At 74.1% G+C, this 13,807-nt stretch carries 8 protein-coding genes and 1 pseudogene; 5 read left to right on the top strand and 4 right to left on the bottom strand.

Annotated features, from left to right (window positions below; translation table 11 throughout):
• Positions 1-196: 196 nt before the first annotated feature.
• A complete protein-coding gene (locus ACFY5B_RS09080) occupies positions 197-1,933 on the bottom strand; it encodes a LuxR C-terminal-related transcriptional regulator (protein WP_389966747.1) in 1,737 nt (578 codons plus the stop codon).
• A gap of 152 nt (positions 1,934-2,085) precedes the next feature.
• Here ACFY5B_RS09080 and ACFY5B_RS09085 point away from each other — a divergent pair.
• From ACFY5B_RS09085 to ACFY5B_RS09105, 5 genes and pseudogenes are all read left to right on the top strand, one after another.
• Positions 2,086-2,355 (top strand): annotated as a pseudogene (locus tag ACFY5B_RS09085) (hypothetical protein); the annotation flags it as partial.
• Positions 2,356-2,843: 488 nt separating this feature from the next.
• Complete coding sequence (locus ACFY5B_RS09090) at positions 2,844-4,097, top strand: hypothetical protein (RefSeq protein ID WP_389966750.1); 1,254 nt, start codon at positions 2,844-2,846, stop codon at positions 4,095-4,097.
• Positions 4,098-4,153: 56 nt separating this feature from the next.
• Positions 4,154-5,245: a hypothetical protein gene (locus tag ACFY5B_RS09095; protein ID WP_389966753.1), complete on the top strand. Its 1,092-nt coding sequence runs from the start codon at positions 4,154-4,156 to the stop codon at positions 5,243-5,245.
• The gene (locus ACFY5B_RS09100; protein WP_389966756.1) at positions 5,242-6,333 is read left to right on the top strand and encodes an ATP-binding protein; all 1,092 of its coding nucleotides are present in this window, start codon (positions 5,242-5,244) and stop codon (positions 6,331-6,333) included. The genes ACFY5B_RS09095 and ACFY5B_RS09100 overlap by 4 nt, the downstream gene beginning before the upstream one ends.
• Positions 6,334-6,380: 47 nt before the next feature.
• Positions 6,381-8,657: a hypothetical protein gene (locus ACFY5B_RS09105; RefSeq protein ID WP_389966759.1), complete on the top strand. Its 2,277-nt coding sequence runs from the start codon at positions 6,381-6,383 to the stop codon at positions 8,655-8,657.
• On the opposite strand, the gene ACFY5B_RS09110 is transcribed toward ACFY5B_RS09105, so the two are convergent.
• The 3 genes from ACFY5B_RS09110 to fxsA form a co-directional block, all read right to left on the bottom strand.
• Positions 8,635-9,507, bottom strand: coding sequence for a hypothetical protein (locus ACFY5B_RS09110; RefSeq protein ID WP_389966762.1), 873 nt, complete (start codon positions 9,505-9,507; stop codon positions 8,635-8,637). The genes ACFY5B_RS09105 and ACFY5B_RS09110 overlap by 23 nt on opposite strands.
• A gap of 222 nt (positions 9,508-9,729) precedes the next feature.
• Entirely contained in the window at positions 9,730-13,356 is a 3,627-nt protein-coding gene (fxsT, locus tag ACFY5B_RS09115) for an FxSxx-COOH system tetratricopeptide repeat protein (RefSeq protein WP_389966765.1), read from the bottom strand.
• A gap of 125 nt (positions 13,357-13,481) precedes the next feature.
• On the bottom strand, positions 13,482-13,676 hold the full coding sequence (gene fxsA / locus ACFY5B_RS09120; protein WP_104780466.1) for an FxSxx-COOH cyclophane-containing RiPP peptide: 195 nt from the start codon (positions 13,674-13,676) through the stop codon (positions 13,482-13,484).
• Positions 13,677-13,807 lie beyond the last annotated feature (131 nt).

The raw sequence follows: 13,807 nt of genomic DNA on the forward strand, positions 1-13,807 counted from the left end.
CCCGGGCAGCCTGACCCGGTCCACCGTTCCGGGCGGGCCGACCCGGTCCACCGCCCGGGCAGCCTGGCACGGTCCACCGCCCGGGCGGCCTGGCACGGTCCACCGCCCGGGCGGCCTGACCCGGTCCCGCTCTCCGAGGCGGCCTGGCCCGTCCCCTGTTCGGGTCAGGCCGCCGGTCTTGGTGCCTGCTGCGGCCCTAAGCCGGTTGGGCCTCCGGCGTCCGGGCCGGACACGGCAGGTCGCCGCGGTCGCTCGCGCCGAGCCGGGCGTAGGCGCTGTACAGGTGGTTGCCGACGGTGCGGACGGACAGGGTGAGGCGTTCGGCGATCTGCCGGTTGGTCAGACCGGCCGCGGCGAGGGCGACGATCTGCCGCTGCCGGGCGGTGAGTTCGCCGAGGACCAGCCCGGACAGTGCGGGGGTGCGGGCGCCCTGGCAGCGCCGGGCCAGCGCGACGGCCCGGGTGCGGGAGTGGCGGGCGGCGCCCGGATCGCGGTGGGCGCGTACGGCCTGGGCGTACGCCTCGGCGGCGAACAGCAGGAAGCCTCGCCGCTCCAGTTCCGCGGCCACCTCGTCCAGGTCCGGGCCGTCGGCGCGGGTGAGCGCGTCGGCGTGCCGGGCGAAAACGCCGCCGAGCCGGTCGATGACCTCCCCCGGGGCGCCGAGGCGGACGGCGTCGTAGGGGTCGGTGAGGGCCTGTGGGTCCAGGTCCGGGCCGACGGAGCTGTCCATCGTCGCCTCGGCTCGGTCGAGTTCCGTCCGGCAGGACGCGTCTCCCGGATGACCTCGCAGGCCTTCCCGGGCCCAGGCCGCCGCCTCCCTCACCTCCCCGCGCAGGCGTGCGAACCGGGCACGCACCGCGGCGTACCCGCCCGGCAGCCGGCCGCCCTCGGCGACCAGCCACTCCCCCACCGGGGTGGCCGTCGCCCGTACGTCGGCCTGCTCGATCCGGTGGGCCAGGGCGGCCGACTCGGCGTCTAGGGCGGCGGCATACGCGTCCGGTGCCGGGGCCAGCCGGCGTGCCCGCAGCCGGCCCGCCGCGGCCCGGAGCACCGGCCCGTACAGGGGGTGGGCGAGACGGACGGCACCTCGGTCGTCGACCTCGATCAGGCCGTCGGACTCCAGCACTTCGAGGGCCCCGAGGTCCAGCTCCTCCAGCTCGTCCACGCCGGACGGCAAGGGCTCGGCGAAGGCGAGACGGTCCAGGGTCTCGCGTTCGAGAAGGCTGGTCCGGCCGAGGACGGGGGCGGTGCGTTCGCGGACGGCCGGGATCAGCGGAACCGGACCCCGCCACGCCCGTTCGCCGGTGTCCGGGAGGGGCGTCAGCAGCCCGCGCACCGACCCCAGCAGGTCACGCAGCAGCCGCAGGTCACCCCGGCACAGGCGGCGCAGCCGGTTCGCGGTGAGCGCGTCGAGAGGACCGGCACCGGCCGTGACCAGGGCGGCGGTCTCCTCCTCCGGCAGCGGCTCCAGCACGAGGCGCGGCAGGAGTTCCCCGGTCCACAGCCGGGAGATCGCGCCGGGTACCGGGGAGCCGTCCGTGGCGACGACCAGCAGCCGGGTGCGCCCGTGCACGGCGAGCTGATGGACCAGGGCGGCGGAGGCGTCGTCGAGAAGGTGTGCGTCGTCCACGAGCAGTGTGCGGACACCGGAGAGCACCTTGACCGCGCGGTGCAGCGTGACCGAGTCGGGCAGCAGGTGGGCGAACGCCGCGAAGGGGATGGTCCGGCCCTCGGGCGTACCGGCCGCCCGGGCGCAGTCGGTGCCGCGGATCGCCTCATGGGCAAGGCGGGTCTTGCCGACGCCCGCCGGGCCGCTCACCACCATGCCGCGTCGGGCGCCGGTCAGGGACCGGCGGACCAGCTCCAGTTCGTCCTCACGCCCGGTGAAAGGCCAGGGCAGCTCCAGCGTCGTCGCGTCCCTCTCGTAAGTCATCACACAGACATGAGCGCGGCTACTCACCTTTGATACAGGGCGACTTGAGTAGCCCCCGACTCAGGCGCCGGGGAGGGGCCGCGGGGCAGGCTGTGGCCCATGACCGCACGCTACTGCTCGCCGGCTCAGGCGCCGTCACCCGTCTTCGTACCGGGGCCGGCCCAGGCGAGCAGGCGGACTTCGTGATCGACCCGCCGGAGACCCTCACCTGCACGCTGGGCACCTTCGGCGACTGCGACGCCGTCGTCGTGGTCTTCGAAGGGCGCGACGGGGAACCCCGCTACCTCGCCGGACAGGCCGACGGGGGAACGCCGCACAACGCCACGCTCGGCGCCCGGCTCGTCAAGGGCCGCCGCCATGTCGTCCGCGTACGCCTCCACTCCGCCCGGGGTCGCGGCGGGACGGCGGTGATGTGCTGGTGACGGCACGGATCCGCCGCGCGGACAGCTGAGCCACAGTCCGGCACCGGGGGAGCGGTCGAGGACGTCGCCCATGGGGGTGGGTGACGTCCTCGACCACGCCATGTGCCGCGGGGCCACCGGCTCGTGCGTGCCGGGTGCGGACGACCAGCGCGTGCGCCGCCATCCGCTCGTTCACGCCGATGTCCGGCCGGAGCCAGGGGCGCACATTCCATGTAAGTGACGCCGTTCCGGGTCCCGTCGAGGGCGGCGGGGCGGACGCGGGGCGCACCGGCCGAAGCGCCGTGGATCCACCCCAGGGGTGAAGAGCGTTCAGCGGCGGTCGTCACCGGGCATCGTGCAGAGGAACGGCCGGCAATGGTGTTACGCCGTCCGAGTGCTCACATCTACGCTTGATTGCTCTCGCGGTTGCACGTCCGTATCGATATGCGCACGAGGTGCCTACGGCCCGACTACGCTCGCGGCGTGACACCGGGGGATGGGGGGAGCACGTGGAGAGGTCCCGACGCGAGCGTGGCCGGCGGCGGAAGCTGCCGGCGGTTCCGGCCGTTCTGCTCGGAGCGCTGGGCGCGCTGATCCTGGGGACGTCCATCGGTCTGGCGGCGGACCCGACACGCCTCGTCGGCACCACCGGGTACGTCGTCGCCACCGGGCTGCTGCTGGCCGTGGGACTGTACGGCAGCACGTACGGCATCGATCTCGGGGATCTGCGTCGTGATCTGCGGGGTGTGGTGGCGGCCGTCACGCTGGGGGTCGTCCTCAAGGCGGCGATGATCTCGGGCGTGATGGTCTGGGCCTTCGACCGCCCCGAGTACCTGGTCCTGGGCATCGTCGTCGCGCAGATCGACCCGCTGTCGGTGACCGCGCTCAGCAAGGACGGGCACATGTCGCAGCGCGCCCGCTCCCTGCTCACGGCGTGGGCCTCCTTCGACGACCCGATGACGGTGCTGCTGACGCTGTACGTCGCCGGGTACGCCTACACGGCCGCCGGGCACACGGGCGCCCCCTCGGTGGTGGGCGGCGGGGCCCAGGGTTACGCCCTCGGGCTGACGCTGAACGCGCTGTTGCTGGGCGGTGCCCTGCTGGCGTGGTGGGCGGGCGGCAGGGTATGGCCGGCCCGGGAGGCCGAGCAGCAGCTCGCGCGCCCCCGGCGCCCGGCGACTCCGCCCGCCGTCCTCCTCGTCGTGGTCATGCTGGTGCTCGCCGCCGCGAACATGCTCATGCTGGCCGTGGCGGTGGCCGGGCTGTTTCTGCGGACGCCGGCGTTCGCCCGCCCTCTCGCGCGGGCGGTGACCAGTGCCTTCCTGCTCGCCACCGTCCTGCTGGGCCTGTTCGTCGCCCAAGGGGTGTCGATCAAGCCGGGGCTGCTGCTGGGGGGTTCGGCATTCCTGGCGCAGGCGGTGGTGGCCGCGCTGCTGATGCCGCTCTTCGTCCGCGGTCTGTCCGGAAGGGACCGGGTCCTGCTGGGAATCGGCCAGCAGAACGGGCTGACGGCCGTGCTGCTCGCCCTCACCCTGGAACGCGACTTCCCCAAGACGGTGGGCATCGTCGCCCCGGCCGTGGTGACGGTGAATCTGCTGCACTACGGGGCGCAGATCGCGTTCGGTTGCTGGTCGCGTCATCGGGCCGGGAAGAGCCGGCAACCCGCGGCCGGGCAGAAGCGTCTCCCCCGGCATCCGGCGCCCGGCGACGGCACGCCGGGCGGGGCACCGGCCACGGCCGACGGACTGCGGTCCTCCGCATAGCCGAAGGGTGTGCGGCGTCCCGAACGGGTCGCGGCCGGGGGAACGGGGGAGGCCGGATGAGTGAGCGGGCAGTGAGCGGCAGGGGACGTCCCCGCCGCGGCGGACGCCTCCGCGGCGTCCCGAGCCGCTACGGCGTCCTGCGCCCCCTCCGCCCCTTCCCTGGCCGCTCCGGCTTCCCGATCCGCTACGGCTTCCCGGAACTCTACGGCTTCCTGAGGCGCCACGGCGTTCTGCGCCCGCTCCGCGGCCACACCCCCCAGGGCCGCCCGCACCCCTCCCCCGCCCCGCGCCGGAAGGCCGCTCCACGCTGGACGCCCCTCCTTCTCTGCGCCGTGCTGCTCCTGTCCGCCACCGCCGGGCAGGCCGCGGCCGACACCGGCAGGAGCGATGTCCGTCTGGTGTACTGCCTGGCCGACGAGCACCGGGACGAGCTGCGGGACGCCGCGCTACAACTGGATGTGGTGCGGCGGCCCTCAGGACCGGCCGGTGGCGTGGACGGCGTCCGGGTGCCCGGCCCCGAGGGCGGCATGATGTCGCTCGACGACTGGGCCGACAAGCACCAGGGCGACTTCGAGCGGGTCTGCGACGCGGTCCTGGCCGCGGCGGGTGATCCGCCGGGGGCGTCCGCGGACAAGGGCGGCTCCGGCGGCCTGGGCGGTTTCCTCGACGGGGTGTACCTGCTGGCGGCCGGCGCGGCCCTGACGCTGGTCGGACAGATGACGGAACGGATCTCGGCCGAGCGGCGCACGCGCGACCGGCAACTGGCGGCGGCCGTGCGGGAATTCCGGAGGATCGCATGGCTGTATCTCACGGCGTACGAGCAGGATCCCGAGACGGACCACGCCGAGGCCTTACGGGCCCGGGAGGAGCTCTCCGGTCTCCTCTCCCAGGTGCCCGGCCCGGCCCCGCGCCGCGAGGCGGCCCGGCGGCTGGCCGATTCCCTTCCCCTGACGGACAGACTGCCGAGCAGCCGGGAGGGTCAACTCCTGCTGCCGCGCCAGAGAAAGAGCGAGGCGGACGCCGTGCGCACCGAGCTGGACCGGAAGTTGGGCGAGCTGACGGATCTGCGGCGCCCGGCGCCCCTGTGGTGGCTGCCCGGAGCACGCGGCAGCGACCGTCCCACCAGCGCCGGAGGACCTCACGCATGATTACCGGCTCCGACTGGGCCAACCCCTACGGAGTGCGCAAACCGTACGGATCGAACGGCACCCACTACGGTGGCCACGGGGGCAAGGACCGCGCGGCGCTCAGCGCCGACCATCCCCTCGTGCCGTGGAAGGAGCCGGACCACCTTCACCAGTGGGTGAATGTGGATCACTCGGGCGAGGAGCTGAAGCGCTTCGTCGCGGGCTGGCACGACCTCCACGACCTCCTCGACCACGTGGACTCGGGGGACGGCCGTGTGGTGCTCGTCAGCGGGCCCCCCGGCATGGGCAAGACCAGCCTCATCCACCGGTGCATCCACGAGGCGCAACAACGGGTGGCGGAGGCGGCGGCCGGGGTGAGCGACCTGCGCACCGTGTTCGTGCCGACCGCGGGCCTGGTGAACGACGGCCGCCGCATCAGCGTCGGACCGGACGGGTCGTTCGCGCCGATCGAACTGATCAACATCCGCATACGCAGGGAGATCGCGAAGGGGCTGTTGCGCCACGACTTCCCCGAAGCCCGCGTCCGGTCGATCGTCGCGGAGCAGGATCCGTTCCAGGCCTACGAGGACATGAAGGACCTGCTGACTCAGCACAACGCGCTGCTCTTCGCCGTGATCCCGCACATACGGTGGAACGACGCCGAACTACGGACCAAGTTCCTGCAGACCTGCCTGAGCGCCGCGCCGCCCAGAATCGTACTGTTCGTCGAAGTGAGTCACGGTTCGGCGGAGACGGGGAGGGAAGTGGCCGCCGCCCTCAGTGGATCGGCAGCGGTCACCCATCTCGCGCTGCGCGAGCTCGACTCCGAGGACATCTGGCGGTTCAGCCGCAGCGCCCGGGCGTCGGACGGCGGCCCGAACGGCCTGGTCGAGCCGGACAGGAGCTCCCTGATGGCGGCACACTCCGAATGGAGACCGTCCGACGTACGCGAACTGCGGGCGGTGTTCCACTCGGCGGCGGACGCGCTGCGCAGCGCGCCACACCCCTGGCCGCTCGACGCCGACGCGCTCAGACCCCACTGGGAGCGGCGCCGGGCCAGCCGTGCCTCCCTGCTCCGTGACCCGATCCCGCCCCGCCCCGGCGGCTGACGCCCACCCCCGACCGCGCCCTCACAGGACCCGCAAGGAGTGCCATCGTGGCCGCAAGCAGTGCAGACACCTGGTACAGCAACCCCTTTCCCCTGGTGCCGGTCGTGCGGCTCGGCCCGTCGGCGGACCTCGGCGAGGCCCCGGTCGAGGCCGCGGACTCGGGCAACGCCCATGTCCCGACGCAGATCCTCGAAGAGCTGCAGGGCCTGGTGCGCGACTACCTCCGGGACCGGCCCCGGGGCGGGCGGCGCGGCCGGGCGATCGCCGTGGTGGGCGAGTTCGGTCTCGGCAAGTCCCATGCGGCCCGGGAGGTCTGCAACGCGCTGGCCCGCCCGGACGGCCCGGCCCTGTGGATCGTCGACGAGCCGGCGCAGGACTTCGGCCGGATGTACCGCGACCGGCTGCGGGGCCCCGCGGACAGCCCGGAGGGGCGTGCCGCGTTCGAGGAACTCGTCCGTGACTACTACGCCTATGTGACGGCGGTGCGGGTCGGCGAGCAGAGCTCCGACCGGCGCCCGGGCCGGCCGGACGACATCCCGCTGGGCGACATCGCCCTCGACGACATCGCCACCGGGCTGCGCGACCGGGTCCTCGACCCGGACAAGGTGGTCTCCGCGCTGCGCTACGACCCCGAGGTGATGCACGCCGATCTGCGCGTCACCCTCGGCGAAGTGACGGAGCACCGGCGGTTCGCCACCGCGCTCGCCCTGCTCCAGGACCCCCGGTTCACGTCGATGGTGTGGGCGTGGCTGAGCGGCGACGAGCCCGCGCAGCAGTTGCGGGAACGCGGCATCAAGGACGCGGTCTCGGGCATCGACCCGGTCTTCGACGCGCTGGCCGTCCAGGGCTTCCTGCACGGCCGGGTGGGCAAACCGTACGTCCTGCTGATCGACTCGCTGGAGAAGGTCCTGGACTGGCCGGAGGATTCCCGGCGCACGTTCGTGGACGCCTTCGAGCGGCTGGTCAACGTGTATGTGAGCCGGGGCGGTCTGCTGGTGTTCTGCACCTCGCCGCGCGGGCTCAACGCGTTCCGGCCGAGTCTGCACGAGCGGGTGGTGCAGCTGTGGCCGACGCGGTTCGGCGCGGAGCTCACCGGGCGGCTGGTCGCCGAGTACGTCGGTTCGGGTGCCCGGCCGGAGGTGGCCGAGGGATCGGACCCGATCTCGCGGTGGCCCGCGCCGTTCGGCTCCGAGTCGGTCGGGATCCTCCAGGAGCTCACCGGCGGGGTGCCCCGGGAGATCCTCAAGACCTGCCACCACGCCTGGCAGTTGAGCGAGGACGGCGGTGGCGCGGTCCGGGAGGTGAGTGCCGCGACCGTGCTGCGGGCCGTGCGTGAGCTGCACGGCAACGTCTCCGAGGACCAGGTGGTGTCCACGGTCCACGACGCGCTGGCACAGGGCCAGTGGCGCATCGCGTCGCACGACCCGGTCCCGGCGCGGGGCTCCGACGCCGACGGGCCGTTGGCGGTGGCGTACTGGCTGGAGCCGGTCCCGAACGCCTACATCGCGATCGTGGTCACCCCGTCGGTGCTCGTCGCCGACGACGAGGAACGCATCACCACGCGGGTCCGGGCCCTGCGCGGCGCCCTGCACCCGGCGCAGGCCGAGGTGCTGCTCGTGGTGAACGGCCTGGTGTCGCGGACCATGCGGGACCGGCTGGCGCGCTCGCTGGGCTCACAGCCCCTGGTGTACCGTCCGGGCGACTTCGCGCAGGCCGTGAACCAGGCCCTGGACCGGCTGCGTGCCCGTCTCACTCAGTTGCGCCGGGAGGCCGATCTCGCCGAGCTGACCACAGAGTTGCGCAGTGCCCTCGGCGAGCACGGTGCCCAACTGGGGCAGCTGCGGCGGACGGTGGGCGATCTGGCCCGGCGCGATCTGGTCGCGGCGGCGCCCGGTCCGGCGCGTTCGGCGCTGCCGGAGCCCGTCGAGGGGCGGTTCGAGGAGGTGTTCGCGCTGCTGGACGCGTCCGTGGAGCGGCTGGCCGGGCGCCCGTCGGGCGGTGCCGCGGCCGGTGGTCCGGCCCTGCGGGCGGGGCCGTCCGATCTGGCGGCGCTGGGCTGCGCCACGTTGGTGCGGCAGTTGACGGAGACGTTCCGTACGGGGGCCGACACCTGGTTCCGTGCCGTGTCGGCCGGCGAGCCGAGTGAGGAGCAGTGGGCGCGGCTGCGCGAGGTCTGCCGGGAGTACGAGACGGCGGTGGAGGTGCTGCCCGTGCAGGCCCTCGGCGGGGCGGGCCCGGTGCACCGGCCGACCGTCGCGCGGGCGGTGGAGGCCCTCGCCGACGAGGTGTGGGGCGCCCTGGTCAGTGCCGTGCGGTCCGCATGACCCCGCCCACGGCGTCCGCGAGTCGGCGCAGCCGGCTCTCGGCGTGGGTGACCTGCCGCTGGTCCAGCGTCACCCCGAGGACGTAGTCCCGCGGCGACAGCCAGATCACGTACACGGCGCCTTCCTGGACGTCCAGGACGAGGCGGTCGGCGGGGGGCGGCACCACCAGCCGCAACGCGTCGGTCAGCCGGGCGAGATGGCCGCGCAGGCTCTGGGCGAGGTCGCGGTAGGAGGTGCGGCGGGAGCGCACGCTGGTCTCCAGGAAGCGCGGGCCGAGCTCGGGGCTCTCGAAGACGTCGCCCGCGCAGACGAGTTTCCAGTCCCGGTAGTAGGCGGCGTACTGCAGGTCCAGGGTGTTGACGTGGGCGCCCCACAGGGCGCGCAGCCGCATCTCGGAGGGGCCGTCGTGCTCGGCCGCCGCCGTTCCGAAGTCGATCCGCAGCCGTCCCTTGTCCTCCGGCAGGGGTTCCATAGTGTCCGTGAGGCCGCCGGGCAGCTCGTCGGGCAGGTGGTGCACCTGAGTGCGGATGGCGGAGACGAGGGTGTTCATGGCCTCGTCGACGGCGGGCATCCCGCCGGGCGTGTCGGTGTGCGCGGACACGTATTCCCCCGCCTTGACGCGGCCGCCCCACAGTCCGCCGTGCGCGTTGGCCACCACGACGCGCATCAGCTCACCCGTGCCCAGCGGCCGCATCAGCGCGCCCAGGTCCTGGGTGCACAGCAGCAGCCGGCTGCCGGGCAGCGCCTCGTTGGCGATGTCCTCGCCGCCCACGGTGACCAGGCTGCTCAGCGGCGGGCAGTCACCCCGGCGGACCACGAAGTCGATGATTCCGTTGCTGTAGTGGGACACCGACCTGAGGGCGGGGACACCCGCGAAGGCCCCTTGGCACAGCGCTGTTATTCGGCCGTGGCCCTCCGGGGACCAGTGGGACTCCGTGAAGAGCTCGGTCTCCGGGTGCGGAGCTGACGCCACCTGCGCTCACCTTCCGTCGGGGAACCGCCCGGGCGAGGGCGCCGGGTCTTGGGGCTCCTGCCGGGCGTCGTGACGCCGCGGAGATCCATCAGAAGCCTCCTAGATGCCGGGCAGTTCCAGATCGATGTCGAAGTCCCGGGCCGGTGCGGTGGAACCGGTGGCCCGGGAGGTGAGCCAGGCGTGGTGCGCCCCCACGCGCCGCCCGTCGGGGCGATGCCCCATGTCCAGGTCCCGCAAACGGCGCAGGGCGCTCTCGACGAGCCGGGTCGCCTCCCCGGGCCGCCCGGCCGCCGCGAGGGTGGCCGCGAGGGAGTTCTCCGCGGCGGACACCCAGGCGTGGCTGTCGCCGAGCCGGTCGGCCAGGAGGTTCAGCGCGGCCCGGCCGATGGTCTCCGCGTCGTCGACGGCACCGGAGGCCCGCAGGTACACCGCGTGCCGGACCCCGGCAAGGGCGGCGTAAGGGTGCCAGGCGCCGAGAGTGCTCTCCAGGGCCCGGCCGCACAGGCGGGCCTCGTGTTCGGCCTCGTCGTGCTTGCCGAGTGCGTGCAGGTCGGCGGCTAGGCTGAAGCGGCAGCGCAGGGTGTCCAGATGGCCGGCGCCGAACCGGCCGGTGGACTCGGCGAGCACCCGCCGGTCCCGTTCGAGGGCCTTCTCGTAGCCGTAGACCCGCTCGTGGGGTCGGGCGGAGTTGTAGGTGATGCGCCGTTCGCTGACGGCCAGGCCGAGTTCGATGTTCAGCCGGGTGCCGGTGCCGATGTCGCCGTGCCGGTGCAGCCACTGCCGCAGGAGGTCCTGGGACTCGGCGTCGCGGCCCAGGGTCCGGTAGACCCAGGCGAGCAGGTCGGCGGACCGCCAGACGGCCGGGTCGTCCTCGCCGCCGACGGACTGGCGGTAGCGGAACCGTGCGAGGAGCCGGGCCAGGGCGTCGGGGGCCCGTCCGCTCAGGGCCTCCGTGAAGGCCAGGTTGTGCTCGGCCTGCACGGTCGCGGCGTGCTGCGGCCCGAGCAGCAGCGTCAGGCCTTCCAGGACCGGCCGGGCCTGGAACAGCGCGTCGGAGAACCTGCCGAGGGAGCGCAGGTTGGCGCCGTAGGAGTCGGCGGACAGGAGCGTTCTCGGGTGCAGCGGGCCGAGCAGCCGGCGGTGGCCGCGCAGGGCCTGCTCGGACAGCCGGCGGGCCGGTTCGTAGGCGCCGGTGAGGCGGTGGGCGCGGGCGGTGAGGTTGAGCAGGCGCAGGTACTCCGGTGACGGGTCGTCGTCGTCCGCCGGGGCCCAGGAGGCCTGCGCGCGCTCGGAGATGTCGAGCAGGCGGGCGAGGTCGGCGGTCTCGCCGCGTTGGCTGAGGGCGTTGAGGTGGCGCAGCAGGGAGCGCCGGACACGGGGGCGGTGGTCCTCCCACAGGCGCAGGGAGTACACCTCGCGGGCCCAGTCGGCGCTCAGGCCGCGGTTCTCGTCCGGGGTGTACTCGGCGAGGGTGCCGCGCAGCACCTGCTCGATGTGGGCGCGCTCGGCCGGTTCCATGCCGGCGCGCAGGGCGTCCCGTACGGCGTGGTGCTGGCCGAGGGGCTGGTCGGGCCGGTCGAAGTCGACCTCCAGGAGCCCGACCCGGGACAGGGCCCACAGGGCGACGCTGACCATGTGTTCGTCGGGCATCCGCGCGTCCGCGGGGATGCGGCGGACCGGCGCACCGTCCGCGCTGTCGTCGCGGGCGAGTTCGGAGAGGATGCGCCGCGAGCGCAGCAGCTCCAGGCCCATGCCCCGGCCGGTGAGCAGGGAGGCGGCGTTCAGCAGCCAGCCCAGGGCGTCGCTCGTGCGGCTCTCGGCGCGCCAGGCGGCGGCGCCCGGGGTGTGCAGCACGGTCTGCCGCGCGACCCGCACCATGACCGGCACCGGCGGGGCGGTGCCCTCCTGTTCGAGCAGTGCCTGCTGGGCGGTGCGGTACTCGGCGAGGAGGTACGCGACGGCTGCCCTGGCCGCGGCCTGGTCGCCCATGCTGTCGTCGCGCCGGTGGGCCGCGGCGCGTTCGGCGAGGCAGAGGGCGGCGATGCGCAGGGCGAGCGGGACGAAGCCCAGGACCTGGCCGACCCGCTGGGCCTGGTCCTCGTCGATCTCGGCGAGCCGTTCGCCGAGGACGGCCCGGCATTCGGCCGGTGACATGGGCGGCAGGGAGAAGGCCGCCATGCCGGGCGAGGCCGGGGCGCTGCGGCTGGTGATCAGCACGTGCCCGCGGGAGTGCGGGGTGGGGAGCAACTCCTGCAGTCCGTCGGGTGAGTCGGCCCCGTCGTAGACGAGCAGCCAGCTCTGTGTGTCGGTGCGGGAGAGGTGCTCGAACAGGGCCGGGGAGGCGCCGTCGCCGGTCGTGACCAGGTCGAGCCGGCCGGCGAGCCGGGTCAGGCCGCGGCGGGCGCGTGGGATCTCCCAGGAGCGCACCCACCACACGACGTCGTAGGCGGAGCCGAAGCGGTGGCACAGTTCCCGGACGATCTCGCTCTTGCCCCAGCCGCTCGCGGCGTGCACGACCAGCGGGGTGTGGTCCCGGCCCGCCGCGTGCAGTTCCTCCAGCAGGCCGCCGAGGACGTCGTCCCGGCCGACGAAGCCGCTGTAGCGGGGGGCGACGTTGGTGACGGCGGGCAGCCGGGGGAAGCGGGCGCCGGGCGTGCCGTCGGTCGGGGGCGGCGCGCCGAGGCCCAGCCCGGCGTACAGCCGCCGCACGGCCTCGTCCTCGTCGGTGCCGCGCAGGTCGATGCGCTCGTGGTGGGCGGCGCCCGGGTCGGGGAAGGGCTCGTCGGCCAGGACGATCCGGACGTCGGGGTGGGACAGGGCGGCGAGCTGGGCGAGGGCGGCGTGGTCCATGTCCGCCGGGGAGAGGAAGAGCAGTGCGGTGCCGGGGGCCGGCCGGTCACCGGCGTAGGCGTCCAGGGCGCGCAGTTCGGTGCGGATGCCGCCGCGCCGGAACTGGTCCTCCAGCCAGGCCGCCCAGGGCGCGTGGCGCTGGGAGTGGACGAGGGTGACCCGGCTCAGCGGCAGCGGGCGCCGGTTGCGGAGCCAGTCGGCGAGCCGCTCGTAGTAGGGGCGCAGCCCGGTCACGGAGCCCTCCGGCTCGCTCTCGACGGCCAGTTGCCGGGTGTCGAGGTAGAGCGGGTGGTACGGGATCTCCAGGAAGGCGACCTCGGAGGTGCGGGAGGCCCGCGAGAGGGGGCCGAACTTGCGGCGTACCCGTTCACGCGCGCCGCGCAGCCGGTCGTGCGACTCGACGTTGCTCTTCAGGCCCAGGGCGAGCAGCCGCACGGGCCGGTCGGACCGGCCGCCGCTCATCTGCTCGGCCAGGGCGGCGGCGCCGTCGATGGACCAGGCGGTCATGGCGAAGCAGAGCACGAGGGAGTCGGCCAGGAGGCCGAGTCTGCCCTCGGCCGGTGCGCCGATCGCGTCGGGCAGCGGGGCTTCGACGAGGACGTGGTCGTAGGCGAGGGCCCGGGGGTCCGAGGTGAGGGCGAGGAGGGACGCGGCGTCCGGGCGGGCGGCGGAGTGGATGCGCCCGGGTTCGGGGTCGGGCAGCGGGGCACCGCCCGGTGTGCCGGTCGCCCGGCCGTCCACGATCAGGACGCTGCGGTTGCCGGCGGCCAGCAGGTCCGCGACGTTGCGCACCGTCGTGCTGACGCCGAGGTTCTCAGCGGTGGAGCAGAAGAGGGCGAACCGTCCCGAGCGGTCGGCTGCGTGGATGTCGGGCATGGCCACTCCGCTTCGGACGGCAGGTGCTGGACGGTGGGGCACGACAGTCAGGGACGGTCAGTATAGGACGGGTTGCCCCTGATCAGACGGTTTCGCGTGCGGGCCGCGTCGGCGTGGGGGGCCGGTCATTGGCTCTCGTTGTGGCCGGTGACGAAGGGCTCGTCCGGGTCGCCGCCGGTGCGCAGCCGGCGCAAAGTCTCGCCCAGCGCGGAGGGCGGCAGCGCGGCGAGGTCGTCGAGCGGCACGCCGGTGAGGTCCAGCACGACGGACTCCAGTGCGCCCTCGTCGCGCTCGGCACCCGCTTCCTCGAGCTCTGCCATGGCCCATCCTCCGCGGTGCCCGACGGACCGCCGTCGTGGCGGCTCTCCACGCCCGGCGCATGCGTGTCCCGGGACTCGGTGTCCAGTGTTGACGTCCCCACGGGGCGACGCGGGAAAACGGCGACTTTCGG

This window comes from Streptomyces sp. NPDC013187 (assembly GCF_042899705.1).
GTDB classification, from domain to species: Bacteria; Actinomycetota; Actinomycetes; order Streptomycetales; family Streptomycetaceae; genus Streptomyces; species Streptomyces hawaiiensis_A.